The 19,833-nt window shown below is 41.2% G+C and carries 17 protein-coding genes and 1 pseudogene; 9 read left to right on the forward strand and 9 right to left on the reverse strand.

The genetic code is table 11. From position 1 onward, the window contains the following. The first annotated feature begins 250 nt into the window (after window positions 1-250). The gene (locus RMY31_RS25775; protein ID WP_322663681.1) at window positions 251-607 is read left to right on the forward strand and encodes a DUF6464 family protein; all 357 of its coding nucleotides are present in this window, start codon (window positions 251-253) and stop codon (window positions 605-607) included. 37 nt (window positions 608-644) lie between these two features. Here RMY31_RS25775 and fmt read toward each other — a convergent pair whose 3' ends face one another. Continuing rightward, entirely contained in the window at window positions 645-1,646 is a 1,002-nt protein-coding gene (gene fmt, locus RMY31_RS25780) for a methionyl-tRNA formyltransferase (protein WP_322663679.1), read from the reverse strand. A gap of 29 nt (window positions 1,647-1,675) precedes the next feature. On the opposite strand from fmt, the gene RMY31_RS25785 reads away from it, so the two are divergent. Both RMY31_RS25785 and RMY31_RS25790 read left to right on the forward strand, forming a co-directional pair. Then, window positions 1,676-1,864 carry a hypothetical protein gene (locus RMY31_RS25785; RefSeq protein WP_322663677.1) on the forward strand — a complete coding sequence of 63 codons (189 nt, stop codon included), beginning with the start codon at window positions 1,676-1,678 and terminating at the stop codon, window positions 1,862-1,864. Window positions 1,865-2,750: 886 nt separating this feature from the next. Further along, window positions 2,751-4,079, forward strand: a complete 1,329-nt coding sequence (locus RMY31_RS25790) for a hypothetical protein (protein ID WP_322663675.1) — start codon at window positions 2,751-2,753, stop codon at window positions 4,077-4,079. Window positions 4,080-4,421: 342 nt separating this feature from the next. Here RMY31_RS25790 and minE read toward each other — a convergent pair whose 3' ends face one another. The 6 genes from minE to RMY31_RS25820 all read right to left on the reverse strand — a co-directional run bounded on the left by minE (window position 4,422) and on the right by RMY31_RS25820 (window position 12,179). Next, window positions 4,422-4,775 (reverse strand): cell division topological specificity factor MinE, encoded by a 354-nt coding sequence (gene minE, locus RMY31_RS25795; RefSeq protein ID WP_322663673.1) that lies wholly within the window; start codon window positions 4,773-4,775, stop codon window positions 4,422-4,424. A 35-nt stretch (window positions 4,776-4,810) separates the two neighbouring features. Beyond that, window positions 4,811-5,617: a septum site-determining protein MinD gene (gene minD, locus RMY31_RS25800; protein WP_322663671.1), complete on the reverse strand. Its 807-nt coding sequence runs from the start codon at window positions 5,615-5,617 to the stop codon at window positions 4,811-4,813. A 225-nt stretch (window positions 5,618-5,842) separates the two neighbouring features. Next, window positions 5,843-6,919: a septum site-determining protein MinC gene (minC, locus tag RMY31_RS25805; RefSeq protein ID WP_322663669.1), complete on the reverse strand. Its 1,077-nt coding sequence runs from the start codon at window positions 6,917-6,919 to the stop codon at window positions 5,843-5,845. Between the two features lie 71 nt (window positions 6,920-6,990). After that, window positions 6,991-8,316: a four-carbon acid sugar kinase family protein gene (locus tag RMY31_RS25810; RefSeq protein WP_322663668.1), complete on the reverse strand. Its 1,326-nt coding sequence runs from the start codon at window positions 8,314-8,316 to the stop codon at window positions 6,991-6,993. A gap of 186 nt (window positions 8,317-8,502) precedes the next feature. Next, complete coding sequence (locus RMY31_RS25815; protein ID WP_322661246.1) at window positions 8,503-9,495, reverse strand: iron-siderophore ABC transporter substrate-binding protein; 993 nt, start codon at window positions 9,493-9,495, stop codon at window positions 8,503-8,505. 8 nt (window positions 9,496-9,503) lie between these two features. After that, a complete protein-coding gene (locus tag RMY31_RS25820; RefSeq protein ID WP_322661248.1) occupies window positions 9,504-12,179 on the reverse strand; it encodes a TonB-dependent siderophore receptor in 2,676 nt (891 codons plus the stop codon). A 721-nt stretch (window positions 12,180-12,900) separates the two neighbouring features. On the opposite strand from RMY31_RS25820, the gene RMY31_RS25825 reads away from it, so the two are divergent. Then, window positions 12,901-13,341, forward strand: coding sequence for a molybdopterin-binding protein (locus RMY31_RS25825; protein ID WP_322661250.1), 441 nt, complete (start codon window positions 12,901-12,903; stop codon window positions 13,339-13,341). 35 nt (window positions 13,342-13,376) lie between these two features. Here RMY31_RS25825 and RMY31_RS25830 read toward each other — a convergent pair. Both RMY31_RS25830 and RMY31_RS25835 read right to left on the reverse strand, forming a co-directional pair. After that, window positions 13,377-13,584 (reverse strand): annotated as a pseudogene (locus RMY31_RS25830) (molybdate ABC transporter permease subunit); the annotation flags it as partial. A gap of 121 nt (window positions 13,585-13,705) precedes the next feature. Further along, the gene (locus RMY31_RS25835; protein ID WP_322661252.1) at window positions 13,706-13,849 is read right to left on the reverse strand and encodes a hypothetical protein; all 144 of its coding nucleotides are present in this window, start codon (window positions 13,847-13,849) and stop codon (window positions 13,706-13,708) included. Window positions 13,850-14,600: 751 nt separating this feature from the next. On the opposite strand from RMY31_RS25835, the gene modA reads away from it, so the two are divergent. The 5 genes from modA (at window position 14,601) to RMY31_RS25860 (ending at window position 19,669) form a co-directional block, all read left to right on the forward strand. Further along, window positions 14,601-15,452 carry a molybdate ABC transporter substrate-binding protein gene (gene modA, locus RMY31_RS25840; RefSeq protein WP_409878419.1) on the forward strand — a complete coding sequence of 284 codons (852 nt, stop codon included), beginning with the start codon at window positions 14,601-14,603 and terminating at the stop codon, window positions 15,450-15,452. Window positions 15,453-15,514: 62 nt separating this feature from the next. Beyond that, the gene (locus RMY31_RS25845; RefSeq protein ID WP_322661256.1) at window positions 15,515-16,090 is read left to right on the forward strand and encodes a DUF642 domain-containing protein; all 576 of its coding nucleotides are present in this window, start codon (window positions 15,515-15,517) and stop codon (window positions 16,088-16,090) included. 293 nt (window positions 16,091-16,383) lie between these two features. Then, window positions 16,384-17,046 carry a PEP-CTERM sorting domain-containing protein gene (locus tag RMY31_RS25850; protein ID WP_322661258.1) on the forward strand — a complete coding sequence of 221 codons (663 nt, stop codon included), beginning with the start codon at window positions 16,384-16,386 and terminating at the stop codon, window positions 17,044-17,046. A 396-nt stretch (window positions 17,047-17,442) separates the two neighbouring features. Next, window positions 17,443-17,706 (forward strand): hypothetical protein, encoded by a 264-nt coding sequence (locus RMY31_RS25855; RefSeq protein WP_322661260.1) that lies wholly within the window; start codon window positions 17,443-17,445, stop codon window positions 17,704-17,706. A 103-nt stretch (window positions 17,707-17,809) separates the two neighbouring features. Further along, window positions 17,810-19,669, forward strand: a complete 1,860-nt coding sequence (locus RMY31_RS25860; protein ID WP_322661262.1) for an iron uptake porin — start codon at window positions 17,810-17,812, stop codon at window positions 19,667-19,669. Window positions 19,670-19,833 lie beyond the last annotated feature (164 nt).

Here is a 19,833-nt window from a genome sequence, read left to right on the forward strand (position 1 = left end):
TGGTAGTTATTACTGAGTCAACAAGACGCAGAGGGGGGAAACCCCATAATTAAAATTATTAGTTCTGGAAAAAGCATGAGTGTCTCGTGGGGATAAGGAGGTAATACAAATATTTCTTTCCCAGTCTCCAGTCCCTACTTTGCAGATTTCCAACAAATTTAGTGAATCATTAATTATATTCTAAATTCGGTAGGCTAGAGTAGGCTACTGCGATACCATTTTTATAATGTAAATCACATCACATAAACTTATGGAGCCAGACTCTTTACCAACCGAGGTGATTCTGACGCATCCGCGTCAGTCCCTTGGTAGAGTCCAACTCGATTGGACACCCCAACCTGGAAATTATCTAGATTTTGAAGGTAAAACTTACGCAGTTTTAGAGCGCCGCCACAGATACCAATTTAAATCAGGGCGTTACCGCTTGAATACTATAGCTATTTACGTCCAATTTGCTCAAAGACCAGCAGAAAAAACTTTAGTAGAAGGACGTTGGGTAATTGGTGATGCTACCTGTAGCTATAATGCTTATTCTGAAATCATTCGCTGTGCAGTCAATCCAAATGGACCTTGCGAGTCTTGCCGTTTCTATGAGAAGGATGAATGATAAAAAATGAAACCTTTCATATTTTACCCTTTGTCTTTTAGCCTTCTTCAAACATTTCTCCTACACTTAGGCGAGTACCATTAACAAAATCCCATCCCGATTGGGGACGTTTGCCAGCTGGCTGAACTTCTTGCAACAGCAACAGACCCTTGCCAGTTTGGACGATCGCTCCAATTCCCTTGGTGATGCTTACCACTTCTCCGGGGCTACCCGATATACTTGACAAATCAGGCAATTTATATGCAAGTTCTTGTAATTCTGTTGGGAGTTCGCGATCGTAAGCAGAACCAAGGGGAATGGTAGCTGTAATTTTCAAGGCTTGGCTGCGAAAAGTAGTAGTACAGTTTGGGTAAAAGCCTCTGATTTGATTATGTAATTGAATAGCACTTTTTGACCAATCTAACCCGTAATCCTGCTTTTGAATCAAAGGTGCATAAGTCGCTTCAGAATTATTTTGCGGAACTGCTTCAATTTCCTGACGTTCTAGTTTTAAAAGGGTTTCTAGCAATAAATCTCCACCAATTGCAGATAACCTTTGAGCTAAATCTTGAGCATTATCAAGCAATCCAATAGGTGTAGTTGCTTTCAGTAGCATTGCTCCAGTATCCATACCCGCATCCATTAACATTGTGACGATCCCCGTTTCCTTTTCACCGTTATACAGACACCACTGAATCGGAGCCGCACCTCGATATTTAGGTAAAATCGAGCCATGCACATTAATGCAGCCCAATTTTGGCATATCTAAGATTTCTTGCGACAAAATTTGTCCATAAGCAACAACAACAAACACATCTGCGTCTGATTGTTTGAGTTGTGTTAAAGTGTCAATGTCTTTTTTGACGCGCTGGGGTTGCCATACTGGTAAGTTGTGAGCGATCGCTACATTTTTTACTGGTGAAGGGGTAAGTTTATTTCCCCTTTCCCGACGTTTGTCTGGTTGTGTAACAACCGCCAAGACTTCAAATTCTGGTTGATTCAGCAACTTTTCTAAAGTAGGGACAGCAAATTGAGGAGTACCAAAAAATATGATTTTCATTAGTCAATAGTTAGTTGTGAGGCAGTCCGGTGGTGAAGCAGTCCGGTGAAGCACTTGCTGTCTTCTCCCAAAGGGGAGACGCTGGCGCGAAGGCGGTTTCCGTCGATAGCAAAGTGCTGTTAGCGCAGCGAAGCGCAAGTCCTCTCCCAAGGGGAGCCACTGCGGTGAGGCAGTCCGGTCTTGGTGGTTTTCCCAAAGAGGAACTGCCGTTAGCGTAGCGTTAGCGAGGCAGGAGCGTCACCCGTAAGGGTCGGTTGTTAGTTGTCATCGGGAAGTAGGAGTCAGTATTTATTCTCCCTCATCTTCCTTATTTCCTTACTCAGCAATCCTAATACACTAGCAAAACCTAGGTTTATTTGATAGACTGATGAAGTTGTTGGTAAGCAAATAAGCTGATATCAACTGTATTTGCTGCTAGTATTTCTAATTATTTGGCTATGTCTATCGACAGGTCATTTATGTCTACCTACTGAATCTCTTTTATAACTATGCCTTTGGATTTGGCTATAGGTATATTTGCGTTTGATAGAATTGCGCTTTTGCAATTGTTACAGTTACGATTAATTTCTTGCTGAGGGTGGATGCTAATGGTATTTTTCGAGTATCATGTGATGTGCGTCATCTTTCCCAGCTTTTAAAGTAACGCCTCACTTCTATCGTTATTGGGGTCTGTGCTGTTGTAGCAGGAAATTAGGGGAGCCTCCTGCGACTTAGCTATTGCTAACGCCACTCCCAACAGCCCAGCTATTCTGCTCTACCTTCGTGCTGCCAGTATCTGTAGGCTACATGATACTCTTAATACTCTCTAACCTAATACCAGCGTTCTGGCATGGTTGGATGTAAGGGGTAGCAAAAGTCTATTTGATGCAGTAATTACTTAGTTAATCTGCGTTAGATTTGTGCTGGCAAAATTCCCGTAAAAAACAGTAATTTGCTAGTCAAAGGTGCAAATAATGATATTAGATTTTTGTAAAAATATACAAATTTGAAGGAACTATCTCGTTCAATTTTTGAGTTTCTTGTTATACCTGTAATTATCTCCTACCCACTAGCTACACAGTCATTGCTCCTCACACAGCAACCACCCCTCTAGAGAGTCCACACATGCTTAAACCCCTCTTGCTGTCAGGATGGTTCCGCGCTCAACCATTTCTCAATTACATTGTCGTTGTAATGCTGATTGCCCCCTTAGTTGCGGCATCAGGCCATGCTACCTCAGCGAAACAATTGAAAGTAGTAGCAAAAGTCACTTCTGAAACTGGAGAATCTGACTCTGTGCCACAAGAAGTTGCTGCTATTAGCGAACCTGAGTTAGCGGAAATATTAAAGCTTTCTCCAGTCAACTCCGCAACTGAAGAATTAGACTCTGTATCATTGGAAATGGATGCTGTTAGAGAACCGCCAACATTACAAGCGGACAAAATTGAGTCTTTAGTGGCAGAAGATTATTCTCTATCAAGCAGTGATAAAGCCGATATCGGTTCATTGGCGGCAGTAGAACTCGCACCAATACCAGAGATATCTGTTAGTGAACTAAATTTAACGCCAAAATTCAAAGCTGCTCATATCCAATCTTTTACAGGAGAAAGTAATTCTCTGCCGAGGAAAGTGCCTATTGTTAAATCATTGGCAGCAACTCAAATTACGCCAGTTGTACCAATTCTGACGGAATCACAACCAGATTCGACGACGGGAACACCTGCTGCTGAACAACCTGATGAGTCACAAGCAGTCCAAGCAGACCCAATAGGAAGTCCGCATCCGATACCTTGGAAATGGATTGTGGCAACTCAGGAAGCTGTTGGTTCCAAAGGTATTTCTGGAGTGCGCTATTACCGCAGTGTACCTGTGGTTTCTCCTGATGGGAGATATGTGGTTTATAGCCGGGTACAAATGCAAGTAAAACCTGAAATGTACAACAGCAGAGTTACCAGCGTTCTATTTGTAGAAGATAAACAAACTAAGAAGTTACAGGTGATGGCTTCCACTGCTACTGTCAGCGATCCTTTAGTAAGCACAAATGTTTCATCATCGGAACCGAACGACACAAATGGGAAGATCGGGGTGTTAGTTCCTGTTAGCTGGTCAGAAAAAAGCGATCGCTTCTTAGCACGTAAATTTGAAGGAGTATTCAACACAGGTGATGCTACAGACCATGCAGTGATTTGGGATCGGCAAAAAAATCAAGCCAACACCGTTGCTCCTGCTCAAGAAGAAGACGACCATGAAAAGATTGCGGTGTTGTTAGGTTGGAGTAAGAATCAACCAAATAATGTACTATTCCGTGCAGGTGAAATGGGAGACGAGAACTGGCCCTTGGTACAAGTTGATACTAATGGGAAGACAGTAAATACTACAGATGCAGATCAGCCTATTACTTTTGGTCAAAAAATTACAGGAGTTTGGCCAGGTTCACAAGTTGCTTCTAGATAGTTCATCGAAAAATCAATCAACTCCCGTTGTCGGTATAGCTGACTGCGGGAAATTTTTTTTGCAAAGGGATTTTAGATTAAAAGTCTTGACCACAAGTCAATACAAACCTTGTGGAATTCTTTAATTTTTAGACGTGAATAGCAAGTGTGTTGCGAGCAAAACTGAGTGACCGGGCTGCGGATATGGGACAATACTAATATCTCAGCACTTATCTATCAAGTGCAAAACTAGCACAACTGCTATTAGTGGTTATTTAGTTGAAAAAGTTTACTATTTAGCCATTAGCTTTATCTCGCTTTGCCTAAAAAAACTGTTTATGAGCAAAAGACCAAAATTCAAAAGTCAGGAGAAATCGATATTCTTCTGGTTTCTGACTCCTGACTCCTGACTTTTTGGAGATGGTTCGCTGCTTTCCAATTCGGGTGTTTCAAGCAACATGTCTTTTACTCGACGGATTGGCAAATTAGCAATTAAGGCTGTCGTCCGTTGGTTGCTTTCTAGAGAAAATTCCAAACCATTCGTTTCGACTTCCACATAGCGACAAACTATTTCTAAGATTTCTTGCCGCATTTTTTCTAAAATCTGAGGTTCTAAGGCAGCGCGATCGTGGGCAATCACCAATTGTAGGCGACGTTTTACTTGAGCGCGACTGTCGTCAGAACTGCGAGAAAAAAGTCGTTCTAGAAGTTCAATCATTGCAAATAGGTCTGTGGCGGAGATTGGAAAATGAGTTAAACAATCTTTGTCCACAACAACTTTCGCAGACGAGCGAAGATGTTGTCTTGGGGTGAGTCAAAATCCAGAAAATCAACCGTTTCCCCTTCCAATCTACGAGCGATGTTATCAAAGGCTAAAGCAGCTACAGACGGAGTTTCCGCTAATACCAAAGGTTCTCCGCGATTGGTAGAGACAATAACACGCTCATCGTCAGGGATCACCCCAATTAGGGGTATTGCGAGAAGTTCCTGAACATCTTGCACTGACATCATATCATTTGCCCGTACCATTGCGGGTCTGATACGGTTAATTATTAAATGAACACGCTTGACACCTTGCGCTTCTAGTAATCCCACTACCCGATCAGCATCACGAACTGCGGAGATTTCTGGCGTGGTGACGATTAGGGCTTCTTTGGCGGGGGCGATCGCGTTTTTAAAGCCGTTTTCAATCCCAGCAGGACTATCAATCAGTACGTACTGATACTTTTGTGCCAGTGCATTCACCAATAGCTTCATCTGTTCGGGATTGACTGCATCTTTAGAGCGATTTTGTGCTGCTGGCAAAAGTACGAGGTTGGGTAACCGCTTATCTTTCACCAAAGCTTGTTCTAAGCGACACTCTCTAGACAGCACTTCTACCGCAGTATAAACGATGCGGTTTTCTAGCCCTAGCAGCAAATCCAAATTTCTTAGACCAAAATCCGCATCAATTAGGGCAATTTGTCGCCCCATTTTGGCTAAAGCCATACCTAGATTTGCTGAAACTGTGGTTTTACCCACCCCTCCTTTGCCGGAGGTAATCACAATAATGCGAGTCATGATGTGAATGCGCTCGATTGGCGTTCAGGAAATATAGAACAATAAATTGAAGTATGTAAATTGAAGTATAAAGTATGAAGTATCGTATCAGATATGAAGAAATATCTGAGCATAGTGACGAGAGCAAGGTATGAATATTTTTATTTCATCCTTTAGCCTTTAGCCTTGAACCTAGCCTGCGGCAAGCCGCTACGCGTCTACATCCTTCATCCTTCAAGTTAATATTTATAGGACTTGATTGATCCTGTTGAATTGGTTTTTGGAAAAATCATTTGCCCTAGCGATGCGAATTCCTTGGGGGGTAATATGGGCCACTTCGGGAAAAAACTGCATCGGGGATTTCTCTGGTGCCCTGGCTACAGTATCTGCGATCCGCAATTGGGTTGGTTCCATTTGCAAGGCCATAATCAGACACTCACGATTGCCTCCAGCACCGGCATGGGCAATTCCTCGTAAACGTCCCCACACCAAAATATCTCCTTGTGCAATTACAATACCACCTGGATTTAAATCTCCTAAGACAATTACTGAACCAGGATGACGAATTTCTACTCCAGAACGTATTGTCATTTCCAGATAGAGGGCATCTGCTTGGGGTGTAGAGGTGACTTTTAACCCCGAACTTAAGGAGGTTTCTGGCTGTATCTGTTCTACAGAATAGCCAGATGTGACAGCAGCGATCGCGGTTTGACGACGACTAGTTGCCACAGATTTTAGTTGGAGTTGAACTTCGCTGAAGGATTCAGCCAGTTCTTGGAGTTGTCTGCCATCTAGTAAGCGATCGTGTGCTATTAAATGCACTGCTGTATTAGGTGTACGCAGGCGATCGCCTGCATTCAACCGGAATTTCAATTGTTGCCAAATTTCAGACCAAGTAAGTTCTGAGGCAGGTACTTGAAATTCTGTGGGTAAAATTACTACTAGTCGTCCCTCCTCACTTTTCAATTGGACTTGGATATTATTGTTGAATTTATTCTCTACTATTGCTGACTCAGTGAAATTGATATCGAAAAAAGTAGAATTTGCATCGATATCAGTGGAAACATTATTGGACTTGCTATCTGGGATAACAGGCTCTGTCTCTACATCGTCAACGGTAGAATTTGACTTTAAATAGAGGAGAACAGAATTTAGCTCTGCATCCGGGATGATAGAATCAGAATCTGCATCAGAAATGGCTAAATTTGGCTCCATATCAAAAACGGTAGAATTGACCTCTATATCCGAAAGGTCAGAGATGGATTCTGCATGAGGAAGTGCAGAATTTGACTCTAGATCGGGAGTAGCAGAATCAGAAGTCATGCAGCACCAGCCAAAAGACAAGGGATACACCGAGTAATTACCAATATTAGTTGCATAATGCAACAATATTTTCACTTAGTATTTTTAGTTAATCTTTTGTAAATTGTCCCTAAGGCATCAGCATCGCCAACATTACCAGGAAACAGCACAACTGGCAAATTGGCAAACTGGGGATGGTCAGAGTTTGTAATCACTATCGAACAACCAGGTAAAATTTGACCAAGTAACCGAGCTGATGTTAAGGCAAGACCTGTACTCAAGACATCGTTTGAAGTAATGCCACCCTTACCGATCAAAAATCCGATATCCGATGGTAAACCTCGCACAATATCCATTAATAGACTTGAAACCTTCACCCCAAACTCCAATCGTGTTTTCACATCCTTAAAAGTAAGTTCTTGACGACTGGTATAAACTACTGGTGTTTTGCCAGAGTTGTGTGCCGTCCGTATCTTTTCTAGGATATCGTTTAGTAGTGTAGCAGATTGATTTTCTCCATCAAGTAATCGTGCTACATCCACTTGTATACCTACTATCCCCTCTACTTGCAACAGTGCCTCTAACTGCTGAGTCGTCTTTTTGACATGGGAACCAACAATTATTGCACCTGGTTTACCTTGCCGCACGTACTTTGCCATATTTTCTGCGGCAATGGGTTGGGGAGGAAAGGCAGCTAAAGCCGTTAAGATACTGGCAGCACTGCGAAATAAAAAGCGTTTTCCTTGACTTACTGCGGTCAATACATCGACTGCAAAGGAGTTGAGATCCGCTTGGGTTTCACCATCAACAACAGCACACTTATTACCACTGAGTTTTAGTAAGCGTTCGAGACTATCAGCACGGATATCGGTGAGTAAAAATCTTTCTACTGCCTCAGCACTGATACGTCCTTGAGTCTTTTCTTCTACGTACTTGGGTAAATAACTGTGATGGTAGCTAAAGACTGAATCTTTGGCAAACTCAGTTTCATGTACTGGTGTGGGTATGCCATCGATAATCAAGTAATGTATGCTATCGCGGGTAATGCGTCCGCCCTCAAAAAATGCGGGAACGAGAAAATGAGCATCAAATGGCCCGAGTTCAGTAGCGATCGCATCTGTTTCAATCGGATAATGTCCCCGCAAAGTAGAATCAGAACGGCTGACAATCAGAAAATCAGTAATACCTTCAGCAGCTAATGCCAGTTTCAAGTTCTGGCAAACTTCTTTAGTAACAGCAGCAGCTGACTCTGGAGGCATAGCTCTAGTATTCGTTAGCACAAAGAAAATCGGTGACTCATCCCGTAAGCCAGTGCGTAAAGTGTCCACATCCCAGTGCATTAGCAGCAAACAGCTGTGGACTGTTTGAGAACCCGTGGGGTCATCATCCAGGACAATTATTTTCGGTTTATTGCTCATTTAAGTCACTAGGGGTATAGGGGTGTAGGGGTGTAGGGGTGTAGGGTGTAGGGGAAAGGACAAGCCCCAACAAAGAGTGGGTAGAAGCCCCGTTGCAAAGGACGATTGTGTTGGTCGGGGATTTATGCCCCGACCAACACCGTGACCCCCTACACCCCTTACACCCTTACACCCTTACACCCCTAGTTAATCTTCTACTATGTACTTAAATAAATCATCAATCACTCGATTAGCTGTGATATAGCTGCCAGAAAGCCAATATTCCCCAACCCCATAAACTTTACCTTGTTGGACAACCTTTAGTTTTGACCACAGAGGTTCTGTTTGGAGTTGCCCAATTGCTCTTTGGGACTCAAGAGGGCTGTTAAAGCGGGAAGCTATTAAAAACAAGGCATCCCCATCCAATTTAGCGAGCAATTCTGCGGATATAACGTAATTAACGGGGTAATTTGATAGCTTACGAGTTGCATTTACATCTAGATCCTGCGAGGGTGGACGCTGCAAACCAAAATCCTCTAAGATGACACCGGAAAATGAACTTTTAGTGACCAAATTAATCGCTCCTGGATTGAGGCTGACTACAGACACTTTCATATTTTTGAGTCTGCTTCCTATTTTGGTTTTGAACTCGGCTATGCGTGCGTTGTACTGCGATACGATTTGTTTAGCCTTCTCGGTTTTACCCAAGAACCTTGCTATTTGGAAAAATGGTTCTTTCCATTGCCCGTTATATTTCATTGTGTCTAGAACCGTGGGTGCGATTTGCGACCATAAACGGTAAGTATCTTGATACCAACCTACACTACCCAATAGTAAGTCGGGCTTAAGAGCTACAACCTTTTCGATGTTGACTGGCCAGCCAATGTCAGTAATGTCTTTCGGTATATTTTTTGGATCTAAATAGTGAAGGATTGGCCCAGGAATTCCTAAGAGCTTGACTCCCAAAGCTGTAGCCACTTCAGCTGCATACCAATGTATAGCTACAACTCGCTGGGGGTGGAGGGGAACGGTAGTTTCACCCATTGCGTGTGCGATCGCCCGGACATCTGTTTTTAATGGCGATAGAGTAAGTTGCCTGCTATTATGCGGGTTTATCCAGTAGTTACAAGCGCATAGTGACACCAGGCAAAAAAGGGCGATCGCAAATAGCCGCATTTTGCGACTTCGCCAATTTCTCACAAGAGTTCTCAAAACCTCCACCCCGCTCGAAACTCTACTGTAAAAGGATCGCCTGGAACAACACTCAGAATACCTCTGGCTGATTCATAATATTCAACATCGAAGATGTTTTTAAAATTCAGCGAAAGGTTGAGGTTATCATTACGGTAATAAATAGCTGCATCCGTCTGTAAATGTGAAGGTAACTGGAATGAGTTAAATAAGTCGCCTTCCTTTTCGCCGACATAAAATAACCCTAGTCCTAATCCCCATCCTTTCAAATCTCCTTCTGGTACTATGTAGGAAGTCCATAGGCTAAAAGTGTGTTCGGGTGAATTTTGCAGGCGGTTGCCAACTGGATAAGTAGTGTCTTTGGTAATCCATGCATTCAAGTAACCATAGGAAGCAGCTACATTCCATCCTGGTAAAATCTCCCCTGTGAGAGTTAATTCTATACCTTGGCTTTTTTGCTCGCCTGTTTGAATGAAAAACCCAGGGCCTCGACCTGGCTGCAAGTCGGGAGTTAAAACGTTGTCTTTAGTCAAATCAAACAGCGCCAAGGTAGCAGATAAGTTATCGCCAAAATCAGCTTTGACTCCTACTTCGTATTGAGTACCGCGAGAAGGTTTAAATATATCTCCTCTACCAAAGCTAGTTCCAACATTCTGTGTAAACGATCTGCTGTAGCTAGCGTAGAGAGAAACTGGTTTAATTGGTTGATAAACAATGCCCACTCTGGGAGTAAATGCTGAATCGGATTGACTGGTTGTTGTAGATGAAGAAGTGATATAGTTTGTAACTATGCTTTTAGTCTCCACCCAGTCAAAACGTCCGCCCAGTACTAACTTCAAATTATCAGTCAGTGAAATTTGGTCTTGGGCGTAGATACCCAAAGCATCATTTGTCTCATCTGTATTGGTGGAAGTGATTAAAGAGCCTCTATCACTTCCATATACTGGATTGAATAGATCGATGGGCGCTAGAGAAAAGCTTTTGTTAGGGAATACAGGACTTCTATTTCGGTACAAGTCAAAGCCGAGGAGTAGTTGGTGTTGAATGCTGCCAGTTTTGAATTTACCGACAATATTTGTGTCCATGATGTAATTGTTCCAAACAGCTCCATCATAAAATTGAACTGTTCGTGTGGCTGTGCGTTTGTTTGGTCTAAGTCCGCTAATACTTGCAACATTTTGGTTGTAGCGCATAAACAGAGCATTGAAAGCATTTTGCAGTGACCAGTTATCACTGAAGCGATGTTTGAAGTTATAGCCAATGCGATATGTTGTGCGATCGAGCAAATCATTTTCAGGCTCTCCCACATACCGACTTAGAGGTATCTTGCCATTGGGATTAGGAAGTATGGTTCCTTCAGCAGGAAGAGTTCTACCACTGTTCGTCTGCCTAGTATAGTACTGCCCTTCAATCGTTAGCGTTGTGTTGTCGCCAATACGCCAAGTGACGACAGGTGCAATCTGAAAACGCCTTGAAAAGGTCAAATCGGTGAAGTAATCTCTATTCTCGAAGTCAGCGTTCAGTCTATATAAAAGTCTTTTGTCAGAGGTTAGAGGGCCAGACAAGTCAACGGCAGGTTTATAGAAGCCAAAACTGCCAACACCAAAATCTACTGCGTAATAAGGTGTGTCAAGGGGTTGTTTAGTAACAATGTTAACTATACCTCCGACTTCGAGTTGACCGTAGAGTACAGAAGCAGGGCCTTTGAGAATCTCGATGCGCTCAACGTTGCTCAGGTCTGTTCCTAAAGTTGAACGGTTGACAAAATCCTTCAAACCGTTCCGCAGAGTATTACCACCACCTTCAAAGCCTCGAATAGTATAAAGGTCGAATATTTTGGATGAGTTGGTTGATGGCATCAAACCGTAGTTTCTGACCGCCTCAGTAACATCACGCGCTCCTTGGTCTTCGATCAACTGCCGAGGAATTACCTGAACTGTAGCGGGAATGTCCCGTAGTGGCGTATCGGTTTTTGTTCCTAGACTGGTATTGGGAACACGATAACCTGTATCTGGGGAACCAGTTACCTCTAGTTCAATTGGTTGCTCCTCTTCAGTCGATGGTTTTTGCTCTGGTGCAGTTGTCGGTTGTTGTGCAGTCGATGAGTTAACACTCACTCCAAACACTAGCCCTTCATTACTATCAAACAACTCTACCTGTAGTACTCCTGCTTCACTAGTTACAGTTAACTGAATAGTATTAGCATCCACATTACTAACAATCACCTCAGCAATTCCTGTTGCTGGTTTTTCTTGTCGGAATGCATTACCGGTGGCTAAACGCAATTGAGCATTAACAATATTTGCTGTGTAAGAGTTACCTTTAGTTTTTGGAGCGACTTGCAACTGTTCACTTTTGGCATTCGTCTCTAAAACCACCTCTATCCCTTTGTCAGTAGCATTAACTTTAACATTCGTAATATGCACCGCTTGATTTACGGGTAGAGGTATGGTGTCTGATTGCGACTGTACTAGCAAATCCGCGCTAGTCCGCTTCACCTCAAAGTCACTTAATCGCAGAATCTTTTTTGTTGGATCGACAGTACTAGGCGATGAATCTTGAGGTAATGGTTGCTTGTCGTTAGCGATCGCATTTGGTATCCCTTGTGATAGAAGAGAAAGAGCGAATGCAAACAAAGAACTGGTTACAAATAGACCATGCAAACAAAATGTAGGTATTTTCTCTTGATTCACTCCTTAACCTCTCACACGCCTTATAGAACCTACCGTTTAAATAGCAAGCAAGAAAAATTAGGGTTATCGGAGAACTAATAACCCTTAATTTCTATCTATACTCATCTCCAATAAAGACCTGTCCCTATGGGCAATTTTTAGCGGACATTTGCGATATGACGGTATGATGCAAACATATTACCAACTATAGATGCTAATTACCAATAAAATTGGTAATGAAACCTTGACAGAATAAATCAAGGGAAAAAGTTAGAAAACTGCTTACCCAGGTGGCACGAAGAAAAGGTGAAACCTTGCGCTTGGTTGAGTGTAGTGGTCTGTCCCATTAATTTTGATAGGTTACTATGAGTTTAGGATAGGCGTGGTTGTTTGATTACAACTGACAACCAGTAGGGTAGCAATGAGAGAAAGACCTAACTCAACAAAGCAATGATTCGTTTACCATAAACTACTAACAGAGATTCTTTTTTGAAGAAGAATTCAGAATTTAGAAGTCAGGAGTCAGAACAAGAGCGTGAGGGATTCAAACCCGCCACTAATTGTAGACCGCTAAATTTTCAATTTAGCGGGGGTCTTAAACCCGTTTATTCATTTGCCACTCGCCCAGAATTCACCAATTGAATTCTGGCTTCTGACTCCTGAATTCTGTTTTGATAAAATTAGTAGTTGGTAAAATCGTACCAACGATAGTCCAATATTTTTTAACTAATTTGGTAACATTATGCCCAGAAAGGAACAAGGGTGGGTTACATTCCAAACGTCGGAGGAGGAGCGGAAAATTCTGGAGGAGTTCTGCGAGCAGTTTCAGCGAACCAAGACAGAGATTCTACGGGAACTAGTGCGTAGTCTCGAACGAAACTCTTTACCAGTATCATTAACAACTCAGATTGTGGAAATGGAAAATGCTTACACTCAAAAGCCTGAGATAGAAAATAGTATTCAAAAAAAACCGCTAAAAGTTAGCTCCCGCAATGTCCTTAAGGGTGTTGTCAAAAGGATTGTAAAAGACTCAGTTAATAGCGAGGTAACACTGGAGATTGTCCAAAAAGTTGAGTTAACCTCAATTATTACCAGAGTGTCCGCAGACGAGTTAGACCTGTCGGAAGGAAAAGAAGCATATGCCGTCATTAAGTCCAACGATATTGTAATTGCTATGGAATAGAAATAACTAATTTAGTCTAGAGTTGAGAAGTAATATTGTTGACCTCCAGATAATTGGTGCGGATAGCGATCGCTTAATCCCTGCAATTGCATCGCTATGAGCTGTTCTTCTACCTGCACTCAGATACTCCCAGTAGATAATCTATTATTTTTGCACTAAAAAACCGATGCGGCGATCGCGGCTTGGCAAATTAATTCTTTGTTCTGAGTCAAACAGGACTTTGCTATTCAAAACTATACGTCCGACTATAAAGCGGCTTGATTTCCTCCATTGCATCTTTGAGCCTAGCAGCTGCTGATACCATCAAATTTGCTGTTTGGGCTGCTGGGCTAGCAGTTGACGATGAGTTACTGATCCAACTTTGTCAGAGTTTATTACCAATTTTGTTGGTAATAATTTGAAAATCTGGTAATAATACATAAGGTGTTTTTTTAATATCAATTAATGATTGATATCTACCACCTAACAGATGTTTGCGTCGGTTGGGTGGTTTATTTGCTTGCATCATTCAAAATTACCTAAGTCTGTCCATGCAGTAAATAGGAGATGATGCTTATCTTACCAAGGAAACCATTATCTGTAGTTTCCCCCCGATCAAACCCATAAACTGTGTTTCTCCCGAAAATGGCAGATAATCCATTACCAGCGATAGTGTCATGATTTTACTGTCGCTATCGTCTACATCCCCCTACAGAAGCTAACAGGCCAAGAACGTCTGAACCTCTAAAAAGAGTCGAGCACAAGGTTTAGACCTTGTCTTCCTGCCATTTGGGTAAGCAGTTTTCTGGCTTTTTCCTTGATTGGTTCTGTGATGTCAGGGTTTCATTACCAATCTTATTGGTAAATAACACCGATGGTTGGTAATATTTTTGCATCATATCGTTACACCACGAATGTCCGAGCAAAATCGCTCGACCATAGGAACAGGTGTTTGTCGGATATGAGTGTAACTAAAAATCAAGGGTTATTAGTTCTCTGATAATCCCAGTTTTTCTTACTAATTATTTGAACGAGATGTTGCATTAGGCGTGTGAGGTTGAGGAGTGAATCAAGAGAAAATATCTACCTTTTGTCTATATGGTCTATTTGTAGTCAGATACTATCTGAACTCTATTCGAGCAGTGGCTCCTTATAAGTGACTGCCTAGCTTGCAAAGCGCTCTTTGCGCTTGAAAAGGATTCACCTCAAAAGGACTCTTATTTTGATTTTTTGAATCTCCTAGATAACGATCGCATCACAAGTAACACTTTTCTTTGATTATGAACAGAAGAAGACTTCTTAGTTGGATTGCTACGGCAGTTACTAGCATGATGCTGGTAATAGGTTTGCAGTTTGTTAATTTATCACCAGCCAAATCTGCAACCACACTTAACGTGTATGCAGCTGTCAGCTTAACAAATGCACTCAATGCTATTAAAACTCAGTACCAAAACGCTAACCCAAGCGTGAACATTGTTTATACGTTTGGTGCTTCTGGTACCTTGCTTAGTCAAATACAAGCAGGAGCTCCAGCAGATATTTTCATTTCTGCTGCCAACGACCAAATAGATGTTTTGCAGAATTCAAGTCCAAGTAAATTGGTTTCAGGTAGCCGTAAGAATGTTGTCAAAAATCGTCTAGTTTTGATTGCCCCTACGACATCTCCTAGTCCTGGTAGTGCTGCCCTTAATAGCATCAATGGTTTGACCAACGCAAATATTACTGGCATTGCCATAGGTGACTATACAGGTACTCCGCCAGTTGTGCCAGCAGGGGATTATGCTAGACAAGTTCTCACTACACGAGGTATTTTCAATACTGTAAGTTCCAAATTATACCGTGCAAGCAATGTGCGTAACGTTTTAACTGCTGTTGAAAACAAAACTCTTGCAGTTAACGGTGTAAATAAAACTATTAACGCAGGTTTTGTTTACAGAACTGATGCTCTTATTTCTAACAAGGTAAGAATCGCAGACACTGCCCTTACCACAGATAGCGAAGCTATTGTCTATCCACTGGGTATACTCACCAGAACTACAGTTTTATCGACGGCACGGAGTTTTTCTAGCTACTTGAGTAATAGTACTGCCCAGAATATCTTCAAAAATACTTATGGGTTTATCCTGCCTTAATCGCTACAAAGTAAATCAAGTAGTCGTTGTCGTGAATTTTGAACTATTTGGAGTCATGTCTCGTGAAGTTCACTAAAAAACTCTCAATTGTTGTTTGTAGTTTGACCGCTGCTTTCTTTCAGACTGCTGTGATTACCAATGCCTATAAATCAGTAGCACAAACAGAAGGACAAGAACTAATTACGAACGGAAGCTTTGAAATGGATTCTCTTGTAGATCCTAACGATCCCAACGCTCCAAATCCTAATATTACAGGATGGACTAAGTCTGGCGACCCGATGGATATATCAGGTACTAGAATCGGTAACTATCCTAACACTGGTAATCAAGGTTTATCACTGAGTGGATTTTCTGACATTAGCTACATATCACAGACTATCCCTACAGTTAAGGGTCAAAACTACACACTTACTTACTATTTTGCATCCATAGAGGAGCCACCCGATCTCAAGAATAAATTTCAGGTTTTTATCGGTGGCAAGAAGGTTTTTGTTAGTCAAAACACTCCTTTTCAATCTTACACAAAATACACCATATCTTTCAAAGCGAAAGGAGAATCCACAGAGATAAAGTTTGGTTACAAAGCCAAGGATGCATTTTTATTCTTGGATGATGTGAGTGTCAAATCTATACTTTAACATCAAGTGAAAAACTATGGTAATGAAGTCATAGATGATGAGTATGACTAAACCATAGGTATCAGCTTAAGCAGTTTCTGGCTCTATAGTGTTGATAATAATACTGAAATTCATCTGATTAAAAACTCCATTATCGGTTTACCCAGAGAGATTGTTTTGAGTATATGAATTATTATCCATATCAATAGCTAACTCTTATAAACCAAAAGAAAGTTTTTAGTTGTATTGACACTATTTATAGTCAGCTTGTTTTAAACCTTGTCGTAATTTTTAATTATTTGGAGTCAACTTTCATGAAGTTAACTAAAAAAATCTCAATTATCTTTTTTAGTGTTACTACTACCTTAGTTAGCACTACTGTAATCGCCAACACTTATAATGCAGCAGCACAAGCGGCAGAACTTGTTAAAAACGGAAGCTTTGAACTTGACCCACTCGTAGATCCTAACAATCCCAACGCTACAAATCCTAATGTTACAGGATGGACTAAGTCTGGCGATCCGATGGATATATCAGGGATAAGAATGAGTAATTTTCCTCAAAGCGGTAATCAAGGCTTATCACTTAGTGGATTTATAGACCTTAGCTACATATCACAAACGCTTTCTACACAACCTGGTGTAGAATACGAACTTAGTTACTATTTAGCATCTATAGACGAAGCCCCCGATCTTGATAATCAATTTCAGACATTTGTCGGTGGAAAAAAGATTTTCGATCGAAAAGGCATTTCTTTTCAACCCTATACGCAATATAAATTCAATTTCACAGCAGACGCATCATCCACAGAGTTAAAGTTTGGGAATTGGGATAGAAAGGGATTCTTATACTTGGATAATGTGAGTGTCAAAGCTGTACCAGAACCATTGACTATTAGTGGAACAGCAATTGCCGGATTGTTAGGATTATGGCTGAAGAAAAAGCGGTTCACTAGTAGTATTGAAGTCAATAAATAGAGCAGCAATTTTGTTCAAAAATATTTTTAGCTTTGAACTATATATTGTCCTCTAAATATCGTGTCTAGGGCAAACGCACGTAAAAATCAGGGCGAACGCACGGTATTTCTAAAACCCTTGCAGGATAAGGATATTGACGAAAAAATAGGCTAACTTTAAAAACGCCAAAACCCTTGCTATTAAAGGATTCTTATACTTTAGATGCGTTTGCCCTGACGTAAAAATTGACATCCTTGCCATATTAAGGATATCGACCAAAAAATAGACTAAGTAATGAAACGCTCAAATTCTTACTTGCTATTATAAGGATTGTTGTACTTTAGATGCGTTTGCCTTCATTTCAATACTTGTATCTTAATTATTACCAAATTGAATCAAATCTTGTCATTAAATCCTATGAAACTAACTAAGAAAGCAAGTTTGTTTGTTTATGTAATTACTAGCATTTTTATAAGTAATGTTGTGATTAAAAGCATTTATATTTTAACAGTGCAAGCAGTAAAAATTGTACAAAATGGAAGTTTTGAACTCAAGGATTTTGTAGACCATGACAATCCTAATATTTCCAATTTTAATATTATTGGGTGGACTAAATCTGAAGGTGACAAAGGCAATAAAGACTTAATTAAGATTGATAATTTTCCTGCCTTGATGTTTTAGTCCCGTTGTTTCAAAAAACATTTAGCGAAGCAGATTTCCTAAAACTAGCTAAAAGTATATTTAGCAATCAAGTTGGTCAAATAGTATTTGAGGTGTGAGGTTCATGTCTAGTTTTTTACATAATTCATTGTTGATTACTCCAATATTATTAGTAGTTAGTTTGCTCAATGAAGGTGCATCAGCTATTCCAACAGATACACAGACTCTTCAGTTACAGATCAAAGAAGGTGTGGTTGCTCAAACAGACAATCCAGCTGTTGTGACTACACCTATCGGCGTTACTTCATCAGATCAGATCCAGCAGTCCAATGATGACAGCAACAAAAGTCCGAACTCAGTTATGAGTCAGGTTACTTCAGTCTCTCAACTATCTGATGTACAACCTACAGATTGGGCATTTCAGGCTTTGCAATCTTTAGTTGAGCGCTACGGTTGTATAGCTGGATATCCCAATGGTACTTTCCGAGGAAATCGGGCAATGACTCGCTATGAGTTTGCCGCAGGTCTTAACGCTTGTCTAAATCGGGTTAATGAATTGATTACAACCAGCACAGCAGATTTAGTCACAAAAGAAGACTTAGAAACCTTGCGAAAATTGCAAGAAGAATTCGCCGATGGACTAGTTGAAATACGAGGACGGATAGATGGGTTGGAAGCTCGTAATGCACAGTTAGAAAGTCAACAATTTTCGACTACTACCAAGTTAAATGCAGAAATAATTTTCTCTGTTGGAAGTGTGTTCGGTGGGGATAGAGCATTAGACTCCGATCGCTGGAGAAGAATTGAAGCAGCTCCAGCTGGTACAGCTAGAGAGACTGCAAGAGCTAACGAGTATACAGCATCGGGTGGACGAAGGCTTCAAGACAACCCGATTTTCAGCGATCGCATCCGCTTGAACTTAATTAGTAGCTTTACTGGCAAAGACCAGTTATTTACTCGTTTAGAAGCAAACAATACCACAGCCTTTAGTGGGGCAGTCACAGGTACAAACATGACTCGTGTATCGTGGGACGGCGATAACGGCAACAACGTTGTACTGGGCAAATTATATTATCGCTTCCCGGTAGGTGAGAAAATCAACGTCATTGTTGATGCTATTGGTGGGGAGTTCTACGACAACTTCAACACGATTAACCCTTTGCTGTCTTCAACCCCGATTGGATCTCTTTCGCGGTTTGGTCGCTTCTCCCCGATTTACCGCGCTAGTAACACAGGTTCTGCTGGTAATACAGGTTCAGGGGTCAGTGCTATTTTTAAATTGAGCGACACAATTACTTTGTCTGGGGGTTATCTAGCTAGAAGAGGTAATGACGCTAATCCTGGTAGAGGGCTATTTGATGGTAGTTATGGTGCTTTAGCTCAATTAGCATTCCAGCCCAACCAAAACTTTACTCTTGGTTTGAGCTATGCACACTCTTACTTCAGTGGTGGTAATAATGATGTTACAGTTTCGGGGGCTTATGGTAGTGCTTTTGCTAATACCCCATTTGGTGCTGGTGTTGCCACTTCAGCCAATCATTATGGAGTAGAAACTAGCTATCGTTTTAACCCCAAATTTGTACTTTCTGGTTGGGTTGGGTATACTCAAGCGATCGCAGAAGTTAGTTCTGGCGCAAATGTCAATAGAGGCGATAAAGCAGATATCTGGAACTGGGCGGTCACTTTAGCTTTCCCGGATTTAGGCAAAAAGGGCAATTTAGGAGGTTTAATCTTTGGTCAGCCACCCAGAGTAACGAGTAATGACTTTGGCCCTGCTGTTCTGACTCCTACTAGTAATCGTCGTGAAGATAGCGATACATCTTTCCATTTAGAAGGACTATATCGTTACCAAGTAAATAATAATATCTCAATTACACCAGGGTTAATTGTGATATTTAATCCTGAGCATAACAGCAATGTAAACTATTTGTGTATATTTTCTATATTAAGGAATAGTAAAAGTTTGTGTATTTTCTATCTGTAGTCATACATAGGCGTTGCTGAATTACGATATGAATTGTGCGATCGCCTTATCCTCGCGCTTTCTTCGCCCCCGCATCGGAATACAACGGTTTTTAAGATAAAAAACTAACAACCTAATCGATAGTTGCAGCATTTCTACTGACTTAGAATAACAAAAGGTTTTCC

Origin of the sequence: Dendronalium sp. ChiSLP03b (genome assembly GCF_034531165.2) — a bacterium.
Lineage (GTDB): Bacteria > Cyanobacteriota > Cyanobacteriia > Cyanobacteriales > Nostocaceae > Dendronalium > Dendronalium minutum.

Bases quoted from the DNA above. Each gene is read 5' to 3' on its own strand.
- RMY31_RS25825 (WP_322661250.1), top strand. From the start codon at position 12,901: ATGCCCAGAAAGGAACAAGGGTGGGTTACATTCCAAACGTCGGAGGAG.
- RMY31_RS25810 (WP_322663668.1), bottom strand. From the start codon at position 8,316: ATGAGCAATAAACCGAAAATAATTGTCCTGGATGATGACCCCACGGGT.
- minC (WP_322663669.1), bottom strand. From the start codon at position 6,919: ATGACTTCTGATTCTGCTACTCCCGATCTAGAGTCAAATTCTGCACTT.
- RMY31_RS25860 (WP_322661262.1), top strand. From the start codon at position 17,810: ATGTCTAGTTTTTTACATAATTCATTGTTGATTACTCCAATATTATTA.
- RMY31_RS25855 (WP_322661260.1), top strand. From the start codon at position 17,443: ATGAAACTAACTAAGAAAGCAAGTTTGTTTGTTTATGTAATTACTAGC.
- fmt (WP_322663679.1), bottom strand. From the start codon at position 1,646: ATGAAAATCATATTTTTTGGTACTCCTCAATTTGCTGTCCCTACTTTA.
- RMY31_RS25775 (WP_322663681.1), top strand. From the start codon at position 251: ATGGAGCCAGACTCTTTACCAACCGAGGTGATTCTGACGCATCCGCGT.
- minE (WP_322663673.1), bottom strand. From the start codon at position 4,775: ATGATTGAACTTCTAGAACGACTTTTTTCTCGCAGTTCTGACGACAGT.
- minD (WP_322663671.1), bottom strand. From the start codon at position 5,617: ATGACTCGCATTATTGTGATTACCTCCGGCAAAGGAGGGGTGGGTAAA.
- modA (WP_409878419.1), top strand. From the start codon at position 14,601: ATGAACAGAAGAAGACTTCTTAGTTGGATTGCTACGGCAGTTACTAGC.
- RMY31_RS25850 (WP_322661258.1), top strand. From the start codon at position 16,384: ATGAAGTTAACTAAAAAAATCTCAATTATCTTTTTTAGTGTTACTACT.
- RMY31_RS25790 (WP_322663675.1), top strand. From the start codon at position 2,751: ATGCTTAAACCCCTCTTGCTGTCAGGATGGTTCCGCGCTCAACCATTT.
- RMY31_RS25835 (WP_322661252.1), bottom strand. From the start codon at position 13,849: ATGATGCAAGCAAATAAACCACCCAACCGACGCAAACATCTGTTAGGT.